Source organism: Thermophagus xiamenensis, from assembly GCF_900112795.1.
Classification (GTDB): Bacteria; Bacteroidota; Bacteroidia; order Bacteroidales; family Marinilabiliaceae; genus Thermophagus; species Thermophagus xiamenensis.
This window is the reverse complement of sequence record NZ_FONA01000005.1, coordinates 183,287-203,278: the sequence shown is the minus strand read 5'-3', so window position 1 is coordinate 203,278 and position 19,992 is coordinate 183,287. Positions and strand designations below refer to the sequence as shown.

The following is a 19,992-nucleotide window of genomic DNA, read 5'->3' as shown; positions in this document are numbered from 1 at the left end:
AAAACTTCTTTAAGCTCTTTTAAGTATCTCCCATCCAGGGAATGTCGATACCCTTACTCAGGTTCTGCATCTATTACTTTCAAAGATCTTTTTTTCATCTCTTGCTTTCGCTCACCTTCACGTCAACCACTCTTTCCCTCTCGCAAAAGCGAGTGCAAAAATAGAACTTTTATTCTTCTCAACCAAATCTTTTTTCAACTTTTTTTCGACCCCCTCAACCACTCTTATCCTACTATTTTTGCCAATTGCACTGCTTCGTTAAGCGGATGCAAAAGTAGACTTTTCATTTTATTTTGCAATACTTTTTTCAATCTTTTTTTGCTGTTTTTTTTAATTGCCTATGTATTAAACACAAATAAGACCAAAATTAAATTCCTTTTTTTAAAAAACCTTCTCGTACTTGTTTTAGAAACTTTGAAGCATAAATAAAATCATTCAATTGCTTATTATCTGAAATCAAAATTTCGTTGTTTGAACCTTCCCAAACTTTTTGACCTTCGGAAATAAAAATTATTTTTTCACCAATACCCATAACAGAATTCATGTCGTGGGTGTTTATAATGGTAGTCATATTATATTCTTTGGTAATTTCATATATTAATTCATCGATAACAATAGCGGTTTTAGGATCTAAACCGGAGTTTGGCTCGTCGCAAAACAAATATTTAGGATTAAGAGAAATAGCCCGAGCAATAGCAACTCGTTTCTGCATACCTCCACTCAACTCTGAAGGATAAAGATTATTGGCATTTTCTAAATTAACTCTTTTCAGGCAAAAATTGGTACGTTCTTTTTTTTCAGCAACCGACAAATCGGAAAACACATCGAGCGGGAAACGAACATTTTCTTCAACGGTTTTAGAATCAAACAAGGCAGAACCCTGGAAAAGCATACCAATTTCTTTTCGAATCTGTTTTCGATCCTTTTCAGACATATTGGTAAAGCTTCGACCGTCATAAATTATTTCACCCTTGTCTACTTCGTGAAGGCCAACAATCGATTTAAGCAAGACTGTTTTCCCCGAACCACTTCTACCAATAATTAAATTTACTTTCCCGGGCTCAAATCGAGCAGATACATTTTTCAATACTTCTACTCCATCGAAAGACTTATAAACATTTTTTACCTCGATCATGCCAACAATAATTGCGTAAGAATAAGATTAAACAACAATATCTGGATACTGCTTACAACGACAGCCCTCGTACTGCACCTCCCCACTTCAAGAGAGCCTCCTGTGGTATAATATCCCCAGTACCCGGAAATGGTTGCAATAAGAAATCCGAAAACTACAGACTTAATAAGCGAATAAACAATATAGAAAGGTATAAAAGCATACTGGATACCGTAAATATATTCGGCAGAAGGGACAACACCGGTAAATGCTCCTGCAGCCCATCCGCCAAAAATACCTATGCCCATACTAATCATTACCAAAAAAGGATTAATAAAGACCATTGCAACCACTTTAGGCAAAACAAGATAACTGGCAGAATTGATGCCCATAACATCCAATGCATCGATTTGCTCGGTGACACGCATGGTACCAATTTCCGAGGCAATATGGGAGCCCACTTTTCCTGCAAGGATAAGAGAAACAATGGTAGAAGAAAACTCCAACAATATTGTATCCCTGGCTGCGACCCCAACAGTATATTTGGGGATAATTGGTAATTCTATATTATATGCCGTTTGCAGGGTTATAACTGCGCCAATAAAAACTGAAATTATGGCCACAATTCCTAAAGAACCAACTCCCAAGTCATCAATTTCGTCAATAATTTGTTTAAAAAATATATTGAGTTTAACGGGCTTGTCAAAGACCTTTTTCAGAAACAAGAAATATCGACCTGTATGAAATAAAAATGTCATTGCAGAATTTTTTTAATTGTAACTATATTAGTAAAATCAAATAAATTTTCAGATTGCTTTACTTATTTTAAAAAATTCAATAAACCACCCTACAAAACAAGATGACGGTAAAGAGATGAAAAAATAAAAATTGGATCCATAACAAGAACCATTAGATATCATCTTCAAGGTGAATTAGTGCATTAAGATATTGTTGATCATACTAAATGCAAAATTAATCAAATTCAACGAAGGAGTCATTATATGGCGACATAAGTAAAACGGCACACTTTATGATGGAATCACCAACAAGAAACGACTGACAAAATTTCAGGAAATATAATCTTAATTTTGAAAGAAAACGTAAATATAAACCAATAAAAAATGAAGAACAATACTTATTGTGTTATCATGGCAGGAGGAATTGGCAGCCGCTTTTGGCCTCTCAGCAAAGCCAACACTCCCAAACAGTTTCTCGACATATTAGGAACTGGAAAAAGCCTGATTCGTCAAACTTATGAACGATTTGAACCTTTATGCCCCAAAGAAAATATCCTTGTAGTGACCAGTCAAGCTTATAAAGAGTTAGTAAAGGAACATATTCCAGAACTCAAACCAGAACAAATATTAGCAGAGCCTTTCAGGCGCAATACGGCTCCCTGTATAGCCTTTGCCAATAAATGGATAGAAGAACGAAGCCAGGACGCCAATATCATTGTTACTCCTGCAGATCACCTCATCATTAATGAGATAGAATTTAGAAATGCCATTAACAGTGGCATTGAGTTTGTGAGCAGCCATGATGCTCTATTAACACTAGGGATAAGGCCTAACCGTCCGGAAACGGGTTATGGCTATATCCAGGCAGAAAACAAAGAAGGAAACAAGAGTCAGTTCAAAAAAGTTAAGACTTTTACCGAAAAACCCAATGCGGAATTAGCCAGGGTATTTTTTGAGAGCGGAGAATTTTTCTGGAACTCGGGGATTTTTATTTGGTCATTAAAATCAATCAACAGCGCTTTTGATCAACATCTGAAAGATGTTAAACAGTTATTTGACCCTTTAAAGGCGACCCCAACATTCAATGAAAAGCAAGTAGAACAAGCCTATTCAGAATGCAAGAGTATTTCAATTGATTATGGCATAATGGAAAAAGCAGAAAACGTTTATGTACAAACCGTCAATTTTGGATGGTCAGATTTAGGGACTTGGTCATCACTCTATGAATATTCAGCACAAGATAAATTTGGCAATGCCACCATAAAAGGAAAAGTACTTTTGTATGATACCCATAACTCGATAATTAATATCCCATCGAATAAAGTTGCCGTAATTCAAGGTTTATCGGATTATATTGTAGTAGATTCAGGCGATGAATTACTCATTTGTCCGAAGCAAAATGAACAACAAATACGTCAGTTCACCAGTGACGTTAAAACAGAATTTGGGAAAGAATAAAAATATATAGTCATACAAGCAAAAAAGGCTGTTGCACTAAAACCAGCAACAGCCTTTTTAAATAAATTATGATGAGGAATCAAAATTAAAATTCCCACAAATCTTGCTCCCATTGGAAAATTTCGCTTTCAATCCTTTTAGATTCCAAGATAGCCTCTTTACCGACGGTATATTCCTGAATCCCTCTATTATCATAAACATTGGCTTCTTTAGCCACATAACTACCAAAGTACCGTTTAATGAAGATATCATCAAAGCTACGTCGCTGAGCATCATTCCTTGGATTAAAGACTTCATGCTGTGCAAGTAAATCTCTAACTTCAGGGAAATAAACCCAAAAAACCATTGTTTTAACGACACCTCCTTCAACCCCTTCAGTACCTTCGAAACTTTCATCTACATACTCACGAATAGGACAAAGCCCTAAAATACGAACATCTAGCCGAGAGTAATTTCTGTCGAAATACCAAATTTCTTTTACCATGACTTGTTTAACTTCCAAAGTTTTGGGCCCAACAACGATTTCCTCTTCACTTTGACTTCCATCGGCTCTGGTAACCATTCTGGTTTCTACACCGGCACCTAAACGCCTAAGAATTTCACTTTCATCATTCATAGGCACCTTGAATTCATCATTTGCGTCGGGCGAATAAGCTGTAATAGGGCCTAATTTTCCGTCATTAGGATCATCGCCAACCACCCCTTTTAACAGCAAATCGATAAGGCTATACCGTCCATCCATAGGAGTGGTGGGATAATATAAAGGAAGATTCATCTTTTCTCTTAAATCAATAATCCTCCAAACTTTTTTGGACCAAAGCACATCCGCTTCCCTAATACTCGGATAAGGAATGGGCTTGCGATTCTTTACATGTTTTCTTTCAAACAGTCCGTCGATAGGGAGATTATCTTCGTTAACATTTTCCTGGGCACAAAGATTAGTAACAATCATCCCCAAGAAAAAAAACATCATCAAAAAAAGAAGTTGCTTTCTCATCATAAAGAAATTTATTCTATTCAAAAATTATCTATTTCAAAGTAAAATTAATAGAGCCCAAGTCCCGGGTAGTACCATCAGGTCCCTGGGCTTTAATATTATTAAACATTACAACACTACCAACAGAAGAATTTCTGATCAAATTTTTCTGATCTGTAGTAATAATAGCGCTTTCACTATCCTTAAATTGTAGGTAACCATTTCTGATAGTACTAACGGTAAATCCAACAACTTTAAATTTAAGATCAAAGTCGAAATTATCCATTTCAGCAAGGACCACTTCTTGAGCCAAAAGCAGACCTTTATCGATACGTCCTCCCCTCATCCCTGCAACAGTAGCAATGGGATCAGGCACTCGTTTAACCCGGAAAACCTGACTTCCAAGGTTCTGCACTTTTCCATCCATATTGGCACTGACGGAAATAACGCACTCCCGACCAATTGCATTAGCATTGGGGGACACTATATATTGATTACTGGAAACTTTCCTAATTCTACCGTTAGTAATTCTAACAAGTAACTTTTCACTAGGTATACCGGGGGCAGAGACCTGAACAGGATTTTCAACCCCAACGTAAAACACATTCATTTTAGTTGGTGAGATAACCACGCCCGGTTCCGAAACGATAAAAGAACCGGAAACACTGCGTCTGGTATAAGTGCCGTCGGGGCCCATAACGGCAATTTCACCATTCCATTCCTTTTCACCGACGGAAGTAGCAGGAATTTCCAAAATACCTCTACCGTTCCTTATGGGTAACTCTTTCCCATTAACCGTAACAATAGGTGGCTGAGTAGTATCTCTGGCAGCAAGCATAATTTCTGCATGATAAGTATCCCCCCGCATAACATAATCAGATTTGGGAATCACAATAGCCTCAATGCTATTAAAAACAAAGGATCCCTCATCAATTTTTCCATAGAGATACCGGATAACGTCAGATTCAGCATTTCTGACTTCACTTTGTAATTGACTCATCATAGCCATACTAGCTGCCAAAGGTACATGTTCAAATTTTTCACTTTCCCAACTTTTTTCGACACCATCTACTTTAGGTGGATTGGTTGGGGTAAGTGTCCGATCAATGGCGTTAAGTAAGGAAGTATCTTCTTCATCGATCAAGGATTTAAGAAAATCCCGATAATGGATGAAATGTTCTTTAAGCATCTTGCTTCTTTCCCCACCTTTCTCCGTAATCATCACTTGAGCGGCAACATCCTGATTGTCGATAGACTTATAATTAGTTGGCGTTGCTTCTTCACCATCGGCTGTTTGAACAATTTTATATTTTAGGGACTCAATATGATTGTATAAACTGTCGGCTTCTTTTTTTACCTTCAGTGCATCAAAATATTTATCTCTAACTTTTGTTTCATTAGTGGCATAAGCACTTTCAAACTCAGCGTAGGTTAGTCTATTCTTTTTTTCAATAGTTTGAACGGTTTTTCTGATGCTCTTATCAACTAATTCAAACGCCTTAAGTAATTCTCCGGAAACATTGAGAGCCAACATAGCCGTAAGCATTAGATACATCATACCGATCATCTTTTGCCTCGGCGTTTCAGGACAGTTACCACCGCTCATATCAAATAGTATTCTTTAAGGTTAATAAATTTAGAGGCAATTTTATTAGGCATTACTTCCCATATTCATAGCACTAAGCATATTTCCATAAATTGTATTTAACTCAGAAACCGATTTGCTTAGTTTATTCAATTGCTCATTGTAAACTTTAGCATCCTCAACAGATTTATTGAATTGTTCATGAATAACACCGAACTGTTGAGTTACATTTTTTGAAGCTTCCAATTGTTCTGAAAAACTCTTTAGCTGCATTTCATAGACCGAGTTAATAGCTGAAAGCTGTTTATTTGCTTCCATTAACTGGTTATTGTAATTTTCGACTTGGCCCTTTACTTTTCCGGCATTTTCATTAATGGTTTGGCTAAAACTTTTGTAAGAAGCAACCAGTTCTTTTCCTGATTCCTCAATGTCGCGTACCAGATTACTACCTGCAGCGGCCATATTTTCAGCCAACTTTTTCCCACCTTCAGCCACTTGTTGGGCAACTGCATTATAACTGTTTTTCAAGGCTTCAAACTCGTGAATGCTTTGAGAATGAGTAGTCGACAATTTACTAACGGATTCTGAGGCCATTTTCATACTTTGAAGATAGCTCTCCGTTGCAAGAGAAGCGTCACTAAGATCAGCTAACTGTCCGGAAGTAGCTGCCAGTTTTTTAATTCCTTCACCCAGTTTTTCAACCACCTCAGGTTCAAGAGCACCACTCTCGATCAGTGCAGCTAAATCACTTCCTCCTCCACCACCTCTAAATCTAAGGTCTTCTCGAGGTTCTAAACCAACCAGTTCAGGAAAAACAATACTCCAATCAGGCATCTCATGGGGTGGTTCAAAGGCAGAAAGAAAGAAAATAATAATCTCAGTACCCATTCCAATGTTCAGCATGATTCCAGCGCCTGGGTAGTGCTGAATTTTAAACAAAGCACCTGCCAAAACAAGGGCTGCACCCCATCCATAAACTTTGGCCATAAACTTTTTATAGCCAGGACTCTGAACAAATTCTGAAAGACCCATAAGGAAATATTTTTACTTTAATTCGATTAACCTCCTATATAATCTCTTACACAACGAAAACCGATATATGATTTTGCTGAATCTTGATATTCATAGGTACGTGCACCATTCTGAAGGAAATAGCTTATATCCTTCCAGGAACCTCCACGAATAACCTTTCTTTTTAATACTTCAGGATCATCCGGTAAAGCATTATATTTATAAGTAGGGCTAATATCATGCATAAATCCATAGGAAGATTCATCGTATGCACTGGAAGTCCATTCGGCAACATTCCCGGCCATATCATAAAGTCCGAAGTCATTGGGAGCAAAACTGGCAACGGACATGGTATACATTCCACCGTCGTCACCATAACGTCCCCGCAAAGGTTTAAAGTTTGCCAGGAAACAACCTTGATTATTACGAGTATAGTAACCTCCCCAAGGATATTTATTTTGGTCCAATCCGCCACGCGCGGCATACTCCCATTCGGCTTCACTAGGTAGTCGGTAATTCATCACCAAGGGTTCACCTTTACTGGCCAAATAATTATTAAGAAGTTGTGTTCTCCAAATGGCAAAAGCTGTAGCCTGTTTCCATGTAACACCCACTACAGGGTACTCATCAAAACCGGGATGCCAGAAATATTTTTCAGTTAAAGGTTCATTAAAAGAATAGGTAAAATCAGCAATCCAACAAAGGGTATCAGGATAAACCAGCACCTGATCGCTCATAATGAAAGCAGACCGATCAGTAATTTCTCGTTCCTGCCCATACTGATCAAATACCATCCCTTCATATTCCTTAGTTTCAAAATTATAACGATTGCTTTTTTTAGCAGCTTGTTGCAGATCTACCCATTGATATTCATATACCAATTTACGGGTATCGATCTCTTTCCTTCTGAAAAACCTCTCATTTTCGGGCAAATACATTTCTTCCAAAATGGGGGCATACTCTTCATCTTCCCAATCAATAGGTTCATCCCAGTTAAGGAAGGGAGGGTCAATTGGATTTCCAAATTTATCTTCAGAAATTAAAAACTCCTCGAATTGTTGACCCAATAAACGTCTTGCGATAGAATCACGCACCCAATAAACGAACTGACGATACTCTGAATTGGTAATTTCAGTCTCGTCCATCCAAAAAGAGGGAACAGAAACGGTTCTTTTTTGAGAATTCATGGTATAAGCCATGTCTTCATCCGCAAGTCCCATATTGAAACTTCCTTGTGGAATGAAAATCATCCCATATGGATCCGGCTCATAAAAGGCCGCTTTCCGGGATACACCGACGAGTTCCCCTCCGCCGGTTTTACCACATCCGTATAAGACGGAGACTACGATAACACTCAGGGCAACAACTTTCTTCATAGTATTTATTGATAATCAATTTTATTCCTAAATAATTATAAAAATCTAACGCTTTTATATCTATTATTTTTTTTATTTATCTTTAAATCAAATGAATAACCCATCACAATTTCATGCGACCCACTACTTCCACTTTTTCCCAGAGCTGATGTTGTGATATCATAACTATATCCAGCCCACATTCCGTTTGAAAACCTAACACCTCCTAATAACACAACAGCATCTTGGAAACGATATGATAAACCAAGCCAATATTTGTTCCCAAAGTCAACATTTACGTTCCAATCAATTTGCCAACTGCCACCACCCACTCTTCCATAAATAGAGGGTTTTAAAGTATACCTTCTATCCTCGGGCTGATAGGTATATCCACCAGTGAAAAATAAAGAACGGTGGACATATACGTAAAAATCGTCCTGAAAGTTTGGTTTAGGTGCAAATAAATGTTGGATTGAAAACCCTGAATACCATTTTTCATTTTTATCATGGAAAAAAGCCCCTAGCCCAAAATCAGGTGTATAACCATTAACTTCGGTTGTGGGAATTAATGGATCGTTTTGTTCATGAAAATCACTGTTTGGTATTGACACCCCACTACCATCAAATTTCTGGTTGATGACAGCTACATATCCTCCTATTCCGAGGGTTCCTTCAGAAAACAAAATTTGCCTGGAAACGGAAGCTTTAATTGTTAAATTAGTAAACAACCCTATTTTGTCATTCATAATTTCAAATCCAACACCAGCCTTTTTCCCAAAAATTTCAAGCGGTGCATCTGCTCCAACTACCGTTGTAACCGGAGCTCCATCTAATCCTGTCCACTGATTTCGATTTACAACAAGAACGTTAACTTGCTCGCGGCTTCCGGCATATCCGGGATTGTTATTGAGCAGGTTAAACATATTCTGACTGAACAATGGATCAAATTGAGCATAAGCATGAATGGCAGAAATACAAAAAAAAGTTAAAAAAACAACAGTAGATTTATAATTTTTAGTCAGCAAAAGATACATTATTTGCTTGAAGCCACAAGACAAAAAACGACCTATAAACCTACCACTAAGCCTCTTACAACAAAAAAAAGAACGTATATTATCTATGCATTTTGATAAATCCATATACTACTTTTCCCCGGTAAAGGTTTCGTTTTTCATTCAGAAACTCGTAATCAATGATGAATAACATTAAAATTACCGGTAGTTCTAATAAAATATCGCCACCAAATATCCGGCAACTCATTATTTAAAGCTTGCTGATAATCTTCGATATGGCAAGCAACAATCTTATTATGATTTCTTGAAGGGACCTGAATCCACCATCGCCCGTTTTGGGGGTTATGATAAAACTTCACTGTTTCATCAAACTTTTCCACAAAAACCACCTTTAATTCATAGTCTTCAATTGATTTCAACGGGTAATCCCCCTCTCTAAGGCCGGCACCTTCCAAATAGTGCCACAACATTTGGGCAGCCACAACGGCGGAACATTTCCGCTCTTCTCCGGCACAAACATTAAAAAGGCCTGTAACTTTCAAATTATCGCTCGCTCCTGCATACCAGAATATACGACAAGCCTCAGCTTCCGAAAAGCCATTAGGCATTTCTACACCCAGAGGCAAAGCGGGTTGGCCTCTCACCACTCCCAAATCGACACTTAACATAGAAGCATCTCGCAAAAAAACTTCAAAACGGTCAATCTTTTCACCCCTTAAATCTTTTAATCTTAAAACAGGATAGAAGCGATTGGCCAGGTAATTTTCCTGTTCCTTTGAACAATAATAAAGCTGAATACCTAAAACGGATAATTCATTAATTTTATTTTGCAAATCATCGATTAATTTATGAATAAAAGCGGAAGAGGAAAAATCAGCACCTTCGGGATCAACATCCAAGAAAGGGTCAACAATAACAATATTGCCCTCCTCGTTTCTATTTTTCATAAAATCACACGCAGGCAGAGTCAAATCTTGCGAACCTCCAATAATCAAAACCGACACATTCCTCGCATATAGAAAATTCACAACTTCCCGCAAAGCCAAATATCTGTCGTGCAAGCCATTCCCTCTCAGATTGCCTAGATCTGCAATTTTCATAGAAGTAGAAACCTGACGCATTCCATAAAGCCATTGCCTAACATAAATGGGAGCATTTTCATTTAGCTCATGGATACTGTTTCTTACTTCAGGCACTCCAACTAAAGCAATATCTATTGTATTGTCTTCAAACCACTTCTCAGAACCGTCAAAATATAGGATTTGTTTACCCAGGGCTTCGTCTAAGGGAATGCCCGGATAATTCATCCACTTTTGTTCCGAGGGTTCCAAAAAATGAGATATATTCACAATCAAATATAGTTTTGTCAGATATGACTTTAGTCTTTTTTGGACGTTCTTTTTGAAGTACTCTTTTTCTTGCTTTTACTTTTTTTACTTTTGTCCCCTTCCTCAATCAACCTTAGACAATCCTCATAAGAAAGAGCTGCCGCCTCTTGGTCTTTGGGGATTTTATAATTTTTCTTTTTATAACTTATGTAAGGTCCCCATCGACCGTTAAGAATTTGTAAATCTTTATCTTCTTCAAACGTTTTAATGGTCTTTTTATTATCCTTTTCCCTCTTTTCCTTAATGAGCTCAATAGCTCTGTCAAGATCAATAGTTAAAGGATCGTCAACTCCCTTTTTAAGCGAAACAAATTTCCCGTCGTGTCTAACGTATGGCCCAAATCGTCCAACTCCCACAACTACTTTTTTATCTTCGAAGGTTCCCAATTCACGAGGAAGTTCAAACAATTTCAAAGCCTCTTCAAACGTAATGGTTTCAATATGTTGATCTCTGGTTAGAGGAGCATATCGCGGTTTTTCCTCGTCATCGGAACTACCGAGTTGAGCCATTGGTCCAAACCTTCCGATACGCACAATTATTGGTTTACCCGTTTTTGGGTCGTTACCAAGAAAGCGTTCACCGGTTTCTCGGGTCGATTTTTCGAGTGTTTCCTCCACCTGTCGATGAAAAGGTTTGTAAAAATTATCAATGGCTTTTTGCCATTCTACTTTTCCCATGGCAATTTCATCGAACTCCTGCTCAACACGCGCCGTGAAATCATAGCTTACAATATTTGGGAAATAATTAACCAAAAAGTCATTAACCACCATGGCAATATCGGTTGGGAAAAGCTTGTTTCGTTCAGCATTAGCAATTTCCTTTCTCGCCTCTTGATGTACTTTTCCATCTTCAATCCAAAGATATTGATAATGCCTTTCCTCACCCGGCCGGTCTTCTTTCACTACATAACCCCGTTGTTGTATTGTACTAATAGTTGGCGCGTAGGTTGAAGGTCTACCAATACCTAATTCTTCAAGTTTTCTGACAAGGCTTGCTTCGGAATAACGCGGAGGTTTATGAGAAAATCGTTGACGCGCTTCAAGAGTTTTTAAATCAAGAGGGTCATTTTCCTTAACGGGCGGTAAGAAATCTGCAGATTCTTCATCCTCTTCCTTATCGGAGGACTCGATATAAACCTTCAGGAAACCATCAAATTTAACAACTTCACCAGTAGCAACAAACTGATATTTCTGTCCCGCAATTTCAACGGCAACAGTTGTTTTTTCAATTATGGCATCACTCATTTGTGAAGCCATGGTGCGTTTATAAATTAGGTCGTATAATTTTTTTTCAGCTGCGGTTCCCTCTATTGTTGCCACATTAGGATAAGTTGGCCGGATGGCTTCATGAGCCTCTTGTGCTCCTTTGGATTTAGTTTTAAACTGTCTGACCTTTACATACTTTTCTCCCATTTCGGATTTAATTGCATCCACAATTGTATTAACGGCCGACTTAGCAAGATTAACAGAATCGGTTCTCATATAAGTAATTTTTCCGGCCTCATATAATCGTTGGGCAATCGACATGGTTTGTCCAACACTAAATCCTAATTTACGTGCAGCTTCTTGTTGTAGAGTTGAAGTAGTAAATGGAGCGGCAGGCGATTTGGTAGAAGGCTTCTTAATAACAGAATGTACTTTAAAGCTGGCATTGGCACATTGTTCCAGGAATGCCCGGGCCTCACCAACAGTCTGAAATCGATGATTCAGTTCGGCCTTAAATTCTTTTTGAGAACCCTTATCATCGAAAAGTGAAAAAACAGCCGAAACTCTAAAAGAAGAATCGGGTTTAAAATCAAAAATTTCGCGTTCTCGCTCAACCAAAAGGCGAACAGCAACAGACTGAACTCTACCGGCGGACAATGAGGGTTTTACCTTCTTCCATAAGACAGGTGACAACTCAAAACCAACCAGCCTATCGAGCACTCTACGGGCTTGCTGTGCATTTACAAGATTTTGATCAATGTTACGTGGCGATTCAATCGCTCTTAATATTGCCTCTTTGGTAATTTCATGAAAAACAATACGACGTGTTTTCTCAGAAGAAAGATTAAGCACTTCACTTAAATGCCAGGCAATAGCTTCTCCCTCTCTATCTTCATCAGATGCGAGCCATACGGTTTTTGCTTCTTGAGCCAAAGACCTTAATTCACTCACTACTTGCTTTTTATCTTCTGAAATGACATATTGAGGCGCGTAATTGTTATTAATATCTATACCAAAGTCCTTTTTGGCCAAATCCCGGATATGCCCAAAACTGGATTTTACCAAAAAATTTTGACCTAAAAATTTTTCAATAGTCTTAGCCTTTGCAGGCGACTCCACAATAACCAGATTTTCTTCAGTAGCCTTCTCTTTTTTCGCCATTTTTATTATTTATTTGCCCTTTTTAGGTTTAATTTATGCTCACAAGTTGTGGTCACAATTATAAATTAGGGGTCAAATATATAAAATAGTAACCACAATTAATTTTTATTCAAAACGTATCTTTAAATATATACCCATGTAGAAACCTACAAATAATCTTAACATCATCATACATGAATTTAGTTTCTCCAAATATTTGTATTTTTACGAACTCATTAATGCGCGTTGAAATTGATAAAATAACATAATGCCATCACGAACGACAGAAGGTACAAAGTTTAAAACATTTTTTTCAGATGGAAAACAAACGGCTCAAAAAATATATTCGATGGTTATATGGGCTTTTCTTTAGCTTTATTGGCTTTTTTATTCTTTTGTTTTGGCTGATATCAGCAGGGGCACTGGGGTTTATGCCTAGTTTCGAAGAATTGGAAAACCCCAAAACCAATCTGGCTACTATCCTTTACACTTCAGACAACCAGGTTTTAGGAAAATTTTTCCGGGAAAATCGCACCAATGTAACCTATGAAGAGCTTAACCCTCATGTTGTAAATGCTTTAATTTCGACAGAAGATATTCGTTTTTACCGACATTCAGGAATTGATGCACGAGGCCTTGCCCGTGTTTTATTTCGCACCATTATAATGGGCGAAAAAAGTTCCGGAGGTGGAAGTACGATCACACAACAATTAGCTAAACTTTTATTTCATGATCCGGCCCGAAATATTTGGCAGCGAAGCCTTCAAAAGCTTAAAGAATGGGTCATTGCCGTAAAACTGGAACGAAGCTACACCAAACAAGAGATTCTTACAATGTATCTCAACAAAGCCCCGTTTATTTATGGCGCCTACGGAATTGAATCAGCTGCCAGCACTTTTTTTAGTAAGCCCTTGGATTCGCTAAAGGTTGAAGAAGCAGCTACACTAATTGGTATGTTGAAAAATCCGGCATTGTATAACCCTCTTCGCCGGCCGGAATTAACCCAGGCACGCAGGAATGTGGTTTTATCCCAGATGAGAAAGGCTCGACACTTAACGAAAGAGGAATTTGACAGTTTGAAAATGTTACCGCTGGAAATCCGTTTCCAAAGAGATGACCATATTCATGGATTAGCCCCTTATTTTAGAGAATATCTTCGGATTATTTTATCGGCCGAAAAACCTGATAGAAAAAATTACGCGTCATGGCAGGAGCAACAATTTATAGAGGACAGTATCGCCTGGCTGGAAGATCCGCTTTACGGATGGGTTAACAAAAACTTAAAATCGGATGGCACTAAATACGATATTTACAGGGATGGCCTTCGAATTTATACTACCATTGACAGCCGCCTTCAGCAATATGCTGAAAAGGCTCTTGCTCAACACTTGGGGGAAGATCTACAGCCGCTTTTTTCCAAAGAGAAAAAAGGTAGGACAAGAGCCCCATTCACCAAAAACATCACACAAGAACAGTACGAATCAATTATTAATAGGGCTATTCGGAATTCAGATCGCTATCGTTATTTAAAACAACAAAATCTGGAATGGGACTCAATCGTAGCCACATTCAAAAAACCTGTCAAAATGAAAGTCTTCTCGTGGCAAGGTGACATTGATACCATTATGAGCCCTTTAGATTCAATTCATTATTATAAAACATTTTTGCGGGCCAGTCTTTTGTCGATGGATCCACAATCAGGACAGGTTAAAGCCTATGTGGGAGGACCAAACTATCAACATTTCAAATATGATATGGTATCCATGGGTAAAAGGCAAGTAGGCTCCACCATAAAACCATTTGTATATACCCTGGCGATGCAGGAAGGTCTGACACCTTGCGATATGGTACCGAACATTCCGCAAACATTTTATTTGCCTACAGGTCAAACCTGGACCCCTCGAAATTCAGGCTCTGCTCGTGCCGGTGAAATGGTATCTTTAAAGTGGGGATTGGCAAACTCAAATAATAACATTACTGCCTGGGTTTTAAAACAATTCAACCCTCAGGCAGTAGTAAATATTTGTCATGAGCTTGGTATTAAAAGCCCTATGGATCCAGTTCCATCAATAGTTTTAGGCGTTTCCGAGTTTGGACTAGATGAAATGGTTGCCGCATATTGTACGTTTGCCAACAAAGGCGTACATGTGAAACCACTTATGGTTACCCGCATAGAAGATCGTTACGGAAATGTAATTTCCAATTTTTCTCCCAGAAAACGAGAGGTATTAAGCGAAGAAACGGCATTCTTAATGGTTAATTTATTAGAAGGTGTAATCAATCAAGGCACTGGGATTCGCCTAAGATTAAAATATCGTTTTAATGCTCAGATAGGCGGCAAAACTGGTACCACGCAAAACCACTCTGACGGATGGTTTATTGGCCTTACCCCCCATTTGGTTACAGGAGTATGGGTTGGCGGCGAAGATCGGGATATACATTTCGACAATCTTTATTACGGGCAGGGTGCTAACATGGCCTTGCCAATTTGGGCACTTTATATGAAACAAGTATACGAAGACGAGAAAATTTTAATAACGGAAGAAGATAGATTTGAGGAACCAGCCAATTTTAATATAAACCTTGAATGTCCGGACGAAAACATCCCGGCCAACGAAGAACAACTTGAAGGTGGCGACCAGGAATTTTATGAGGATGAATTTTTTTAATAAGAATCTTAATGCCCATACGAAACGACTAGGAAAATAAAAAGCGAAAAGCTTCTTCGATTTTAGCCGTCTGGATAACTTTAATATTAAATTTTTCAAAATTCACACCGCGCTGATATCTCGGCACCACAATGGACTCAAATCCCAGTTTTTCTGCTTCGGTAACACGCTGTTCTATACGGCCCACGGGCCTAATTTCTCCAGAAAGACCAACTTCTCCCGTTAAACAAATTTTATGGGGAATAACTAAGTCGGTATTGGATGATAAAATTGAGGCTACCACAGCCAAATCAACCGCTGGATCACTCACTTTAAAACCGCCGGCTATATTTAAAAATACATCTTTTGCGGCCAATTTAAACCCGGCACGTTTTTCCAGCACTGCCAGCAACATGTTCAACCGTCGAAGGTCAAAACCTGTAGAAGTACGTTGAGGTGTGCCGTAAGCTGCCGTACTGGCCAAAGCCTGCACTTCAATTAAAAAGGGACGTATTCCCTCCAATGCAGCAGCAATGGCAATACCGCTCAATTCTTCCTCGTGATGCCCCAACAACATTTCCGAGGGATTGATCACCTCTCTCAAACCCTCGCCGTGCATTTCAAAAATCCCAATTTCGGAAGTAGACCCAAACCGATTTTTTATAGCCCTCAAAATCCGATACATATTTTGTCCATCTCCCTCAAATTGCAATACCACATCTACAATATGTTCCAACACTTTAGGGCCTGCCAAACTACCTTCTTTATTAATATGACCAATTAATAATACAGGTATATTTTTTTCTTTTGCTACTCTTAAAATTGATACTGTACATTCTCTAATTTGAGAAACACTACCGGGAATCGATTCTAAGGCTTCCCGTTCCATTGTCTGAATACTATCAATAATGACCAGGTCTGGATTTATATTCTCGATATGTACAATGGTCTGCTCAAGAGAGGTTTCACCAACAAGAAAACAATGATCACCATCGACATTACTTAACCTTTCAGCTCTCAATTTAATTTGTCTTGGACTTTCCTCGCCCGAGACATAAAGAATTTTTTTGCTAAAGAGTTTCAGTGCCATTTGAAGCACCAAGGTGGATTTTCCGATTCCAGGTTCACCTCCCAGCAGAACTAAAGAGCCTGGAACCAGCCCTCCGCCAAGCACACGATTTAATTCCCCTATACAAGTATCGATACGTGGCACATCCTCTACGCTAACCGATGAAACCGGTAATGGTTTATGTCTTCCTGTTGAATGTGTAGCTATACGTCCGGAAGTTTTATTCTTACCTGTTATGGTCACCTCTTCGGTAAGGGTATTCCATTCACCGCAAGCACTACATTTTCCCATCCATTTTGGGAACTCGGCACCACAATTTTGACAAACATATATTGTTTTACTTTTAGCCATGATAAAGTATTAATGTCTAAACAACTACAAACTTAGCATTTTTCTATTTTTAGTATACTGAATGAGACGAGCATGCTCAGAAATTATTGTTCCAACAAAAATCATGAATTGAACCATGCGAGAAGAATCCGACCAATGTAAAGCACAAAAAAAGCCCCGGAAGAACCGGAGCATTTTAAACGTTCTAATCTATAAACCTTCTACACCAGCTTATTGGTTGCTGTATCTGGAAAAACAAAAACAGGCTTAAACTTCTTTGCCTCTTCTATAGGCATCGATGCATAGCTTATGATGATAACAGTATCTCCCACGGCCGCTTTTCTTGCAGCAGCACCGTTTAAACAAATCACTCCGGAACCAGGTTCGCCTTTTATAACATAGGTCTCAAAACGTTCTCCATTGTTATTATTAACCACCTGCACCTTTTCATTTTCAATAATGTTGGCAGCTTCCATCAATTCGGCATCAATAGTAATGCTACCAACGTAATTTAGATTTGCTTCGGTGACTCTTACGTTATGCAACTTAGATTTTACAACTTCTATATTCATCAGTATATAATTTACATATTCATTGGTCTGATGGAATTTGCATGACAAGAATCTTTAAATCATACTCTTATTCCAATCTGAAACAAATGCCATGTGTACTTAGGATTCATCCTTATAAATGACATTGTCAATAAGTCTAATTTCTCCAACAAACACAGCTATGCACCCTACAATATAACTACTTTCGTCCCAATTGTCAACCGGCTGCAAGGTGTTCCCATTTACAATCTGAAAGTACTCAAGTTTCAGATCTTCATTTCTTTTTATCGTATCACTGACAAAGTTAATGGTATCTTCAACAGTATTATTTTTTGCAAAATTACAAGATTCAATTAACGTTTTAGCAATTAAGGGTGCACTTTTTCTTTGTTTTTCGGTTAGTAGCCTATTTCTGGAACTCATAGCCAAACCATCAGGCTCCCTAACGATGGGACACCCGACTATCTCTATATCCATTTTCAACTGCCTTACCAAATGGCGAACTATTACTAACTGTTGAAAATCCTTTTGGCCAAAAAAGGCCTTATCGGGCTTAATCATATCAAAAAACCGACTAAGCACCTGTGCAACCCCATTAAAATGACCCGGTCGATGTTGCCCTTCCATCACCTTATCAAGCTGTCCAAAATCAAATACTCGAGTATCAGGTTCAGGATATACCTCCTCAACAGTCGGCGCAAAAAGAAGTTCACACGAAACGGTTTTCAATAAACGAATATCTTCCTCCAAATTTCGGGGATACCTCTCCAAATCCTTTGGATCGTTAAATTGAGTGGGATTAACAAAAATGCTGACAACAACAATGTCACACGCTCTTCTGGCTTGTCTTACCAATGACAAGTGCCCTTCATGAAGGGCACCCATAGTGGGGACAAAACCAACGATTCCAGATTTTTTAAGAGCTGATAACTTTTCATCAAGCTCTTCTCTAGTTCTAACTATATGCATAATTTTAATAAAAAATCAATAGTTCAAATTTCATCCTTAAGGACAAACAAACACAAAATTAAAACCTCCAGTTGACCGCCAAACAAATCGCTTCGAAATTCTTTCAAATTAACCTGGTTTATTTGATTCGCATAGCTTAAACTGTTCAATTTTAACGATTTTTTTTGCCCTCCTCTATCCAAAACCCTGATTAAATACCCAAATCCATTTTCAAAGGAATTTTGCAAATTAAATTCCCTTTTTACCATTTAGAATAATATATATAGGCTGTTCTAAATCGCGACAAAATAAAAAAATAATTCTCACAATGGAAAAGAATTTCGAAACAACCTCAACCCCTAACTCCCACACCTATCTGTTCTGCCCCCTAACTTATTTAGCCATGTAGTGTCTTACTGAAGACAGTAAAAACACTACTAACGTTGATTGAACTGAACTCGCACAATCTGAACATATGCCTTATAAGACAATCTTTCCTGGCCAAATTCGTTGGATTGTATAAAAATTTCTTTGTTAGGCCCAAACATTCAAAATCAAACCGATGAAACACGGCATAAAAATACAATCTTTGTATAGATGGCATATTTTTCGTAATTTTGTGCAACATATTATCTTAATATATCCTTGAAAAATGGAAAATAACAAGGTCTTATTCATCTCACAGGAAATTACACCTTATCTACCCGAAAATCCCAAATCACTTCTTTGCAGGAAACTTCCCCAGGGCATTCAGGAAAAAGGCAAACAAATCAGAACTTTCATGCCCCGCTTTGGGAACATTAACGAACGGCGGAATCAATTGCATGAAGTTATTCGCCTATCGGGGATGAATCTTATTATCGATGACACAGACCACCCACTAATTATAAAGGTTGCTTCGATACAAGCAGCGCGTATGCAGGTTTATTTTATCGACAATGAAGATTATTTTTCCCGAAAGTTTACTATCGCCGATGATAATGGCAAAGAATTTGAAGATAACGATGAACGCATTATATTTTTTGCGCGAGGGGTCCTTGAAACCACAAAAAAATTAAGATGGGCACCAGATGTGGTTCATTGTTTGGGATGGTTTACTGCCTTGGCGCCTCTATACATCAAGAAAGCTATGAATGACGATCCATATTTTGCCGATTCTAAGGTTGTCTATTCAGTTTTTGATGATGAATTTACAGTGGATTTAAATGACGGGATTCGTGATAAAGCAAAAATAGAAGGCATCAATGACGATGATTTAAAAGTACTAAATCCCGCCAACCATATCAATTTGACAAAGTTAGCCATAGATAACTCCGATGGAATTATCCAGGGATCTGAAAAGATTAATAGTGAAATTGAAAAATACATTAAAGAATCAGGCAAGCCTTTTTTGGAATATCAACCAGAAGAAAAATACATAGATGCCTACAATGAATTTTATGACAGTTTGTAGGCAATCGTTTT

General features: G+C 38.1%; 15 protein-coding genes. 3 read left to right on the top strand and 12 right to left on the bottom strand.

Going from position 1 to position 19,992, the window contains the following annotated elements:
* Window positions 1-367 precede the first annotated feature (367 nt).
* Both BM130_RS04615 and BM130_RS04610 read right to left on the bottom strand, forming a co-directional pair.
* Window positions 368-1,135, bottom strand: a complete 768-nt coding sequence (locus BM130_RS04615) for an ABC transporter ATP-binding protein (protein ID WP_010526602.1) — start codon at window positions 1,133-1,135, stop codon at window positions 368-370.
* Entirely contained in the window at window positions 1,132-1,872 is a 741-nt protein-coding gene (locus BM130_RS04610) for an MlaE family ABC transporter permease (RefSeq protein ID WP_010526603.1), read from the bottom strand. Before BM130_RS04610 ends, BM130_RS04615 begins: the two co-directional genes overlap by 4 nt.
* A 363-nt stretch (window positions 1,873-2,235) precedes the next feature.
* On the opposite strand from BM130_RS04610, the gene BM130_RS04605 reads away from it, so the two are divergent.
* A complete protein-coding gene (locus BM130_RS04605) occupies window positions 2,236-3,309 on the top strand; it encodes a mannose-1-phosphate guanylyltransferase (RefSeq protein ID WP_010526604.1) in 1,074 nt (357 codons plus the stop codon).
* An 85-nt stretch (window positions 3,310-3,394) separates the two neighbouring features.
* Here BM130_RS04605 and porN read toward each other — a convergent pair whose 3' ends face one another.
* From porN to topA, 7 genes are all read right to left on the bottom strand, one after another.
* Window positions 3,395-4,306 carry a type IX secretion system ring subunit PorN/GldN gene (gene porN, locus BM130_RS04600; protein ID WP_010526605.1) on the bottom strand — a complete coding sequence of 304 codons (912 nt, stop codon included), beginning with the start codon at window positions 4,304-4,306 and terminating at the stop codon, window positions 3,395-3,397.
* Window positions 4,307-4,337: 31 nt separating this feature from the next.
* Window positions 4,338-5,891 (bottom strand): type IX secretion system motor protein PorM/GldM, encoded by a 1,554-nt coding sequence (gene porM / locus BM130_RS04595; RefSeq protein WP_074964280.1) that lies wholly within the window; start codon window positions 5,889-5,891, stop codon window positions 4,338-4,340.
* Window positions 5,892-5,936: 45 nt separating this feature from the next.
* Window positions 5,937-6,902, bottom strand: a complete 966-nt coding sequence (gene porL, locus BM130_RS04590; RefSeq protein WP_010526607.1) for a type IX secretion system motor protein PorL/GldL — start codon at window positions 6,900-6,902, stop codon at window positions 5,937-5,939.
* 26 nt (window positions 6,903-6,928) lie between these two features.
* Entirely contained in the window at window positions 6,929-8,257 is a 1,329-nt protein-coding gene (gene porK / locus BM130_RS04585; protein WP_010526608.1) for a T9SS ring complex lipoprotein PorK/GldK, read from the bottom strand.
* A 35-nt stretch (window positions 8,258-8,292) separates the two neighbouring features.
* Window positions 8,293-9,270, bottom strand: coding sequence for a PorP/SprF family type IX secretion system membrane protein (locus tag BM130_RS04580; protein WP_010526609.1), 978 nt, complete (start codon window positions 9,268-9,270; stop codon window positions 8,293-8,295).
* Between the two features lie 155 nt (window positions 9,271-9,425).
* Entirely contained in the window at window positions 9,426-10,598 is a 1,173-nt protein-coding gene (locus BM130_RS04575) for an arginase family protein (RefSeq protein ID WP_010526610.1), read from the bottom strand.
* A 29-nt stretch (window positions 10,599-10,627) separates the two neighbouring features.
* Window positions 10,628-13,003: a type I DNA topoisomerase gene (gene topA, locus BM130_RS04570; protein ID WP_010526611.1), complete on the bottom strand. Its 2,376-nt coding sequence runs from the start codon at window positions 13,001-13,003 to the stop codon at window positions 10,628-10,630.
* Window positions 13,004-13,299: 296 nt separating this feature from the next.
* Here topA and BM130_RS04565 point away from each other — a divergent pair, with 296 nt between their 5' ends.
* Window positions 13,300-15,651 (top strand): penicillin-binding protein 1A, encoded by a 2,352-nt coding sequence (locus tag BM130_RS04565; RefSeq protein ID WP_010526612.1) that lies wholly within the window; start codon window positions 13,300-13,302, stop codon window positions 15,649-15,651.
* A gap of 28 nt (window positions 15,652-15,679) precedes the next feature.
* On the opposite strand, the gene radA is transcribed toward BM130_RS04565, so the two are convergent.
* From radA to panC, 3 genes are all read right to left on the bottom strand, one after another.
* Window positions 15,680-17,050 carry a DNA repair protein RadA gene (radA, locus tag BM130_RS04560; protein ID WP_010526613.1) on the bottom strand — a complete coding sequence of 457 codons (1,371 nt, stop codon included), beginning with the start codon at window positions 17,048-17,050 and terminating at the stop codon, window positions 15,680-15,682.
* Between the two features lie 200 nt (window positions 17,051-17,250).
* On the bottom strand, window positions 17,251-17,601 hold the full coding sequence (gene panD, locus BM130_RS04555; protein WP_010526614.1) for an aspartate 1-decarboxylase: 351 nt from the start codon (window positions 17,599-17,601) through the stop codon (window positions 17,251-17,253).
* Window positions 17,602-17,700: 99 nt separating this feature from the next.
* The gene (gene panC / locus BM130_RS04550; RefSeq protein WP_010526615.1) at window positions 17,701-18,549 is read right to left on the bottom strand and encodes a pantoate--beta-alanine ligase; all 849 of its coding nucleotides are present in this window, start codon (window positions 18,547-18,549) and stop codon (window positions 17,701-17,703) included.
* Window positions 18,550-19,180: 631 nt separating this feature from the next.
* Between panC and BM130_RS04540 the strand changes: the two genes are divergently transcribed.
* On the top strand, window positions 19,181-19,981 hold the full coding sequence (locus BM130_RS04540) for a glycogen/starch synthase (protein WP_010526617.1): 801 nt from the start codon (window positions 19,181-19,183) through the stop codon (window positions 19,979-19,981).
* The last annotated feature ends 11 nt before the right edge of the window (window positions 19,982-19,992 follow it).

Coding starts and splice junctions, on each gene's coding strand:
- BM130_RS04615 (WP_010526602.1), bottom strand. CDS start 1,135: ATGATCGAGGTAAAAAATGTTTATAAGTCTTTCGATGGAGTAGAAGTA.
- BM130_RS04610 (WP_010526603.1), bottom strand. CDS start 1,872: ATGACATTTTTATTTCATACAGGTCGATATTTCTTGTTTCTGAAAAAG.
- BM130_RS04605 (WP_010526604.1), top strand. CDS start 2,236: ATGAAGAACAATACTTATTGTGTTATCATGGCAGGAGGAATTGGCAGC.
- porN (WP_010526605.1), bottom strand. CDS start 4,306: ATGAGAAAGCAACTTCTTTTTTTGATGATGTTTTTTTTCTTGGGGATG.
- porM (WP_074964280.1), bottom strand. CDS start 5,891: ATGAGCGGTGGTAACTGTCCTGAAACGCCGAGGCAAAAGATGATCGGT.
- porL (WP_010526607.1), bottom strand. CDS start 6,902: ATGGGTCTTTCAGAATTTGTTCAGAGTCCTGGCTATAAAAAGTTTATG.
- porK (WP_010526608.1), bottom strand. CDS start 8,257: ATGAAGAAAGTTGTTGCCCTGAGTGTTATCGTAGTCTCCGTCTTATAC.
- BM130_RS04580 (WP_010526609.1), bottom strand. CDS start 9,270: ATGTATCTTTTGCTGACTAAAAATTATAAATCTACTGTTGTTTTTTTA.
- topA (WP_010526611.1), bottom strand. CDS start 13,003: ATGGCGAAAAAAGAGAAGGCTACTGAAGAAAATCTGGTTATTGTGGAG.
- BM130_RS04565 (WP_010526612.1), top strand. CDS start 13,300: ATGGAAAACAAACGGCTCAAAAAATATATTCGATGGTTATATGGGCTT.
- radA (WP_010526613.1), bottom strand. CDS start 17,050: ATGGCTAAAAGTAAAACAATATATGTTTGTCAAAATTGTGGTGCCGAG.
- panD (WP_010526614.1), bottom strand. CDS start 17,601: ATGAATATAGAAGTTGTAAAATCTAAGTTGCATAACGTAAGAGTCACC.
- panC (WP_010526615.1), bottom strand. CDS start 18,549: ATGCATATAGTTAGAACTAGAGAAGAGCTTGATGAAAAGTTATCAGCT.
- BM130_RS04540 (WP_010526617.1), top strand. CDS start 19,181: ATGGAAAATAACAAGGTCTTATTCATCTCACAGGAAATTACACCTTAT.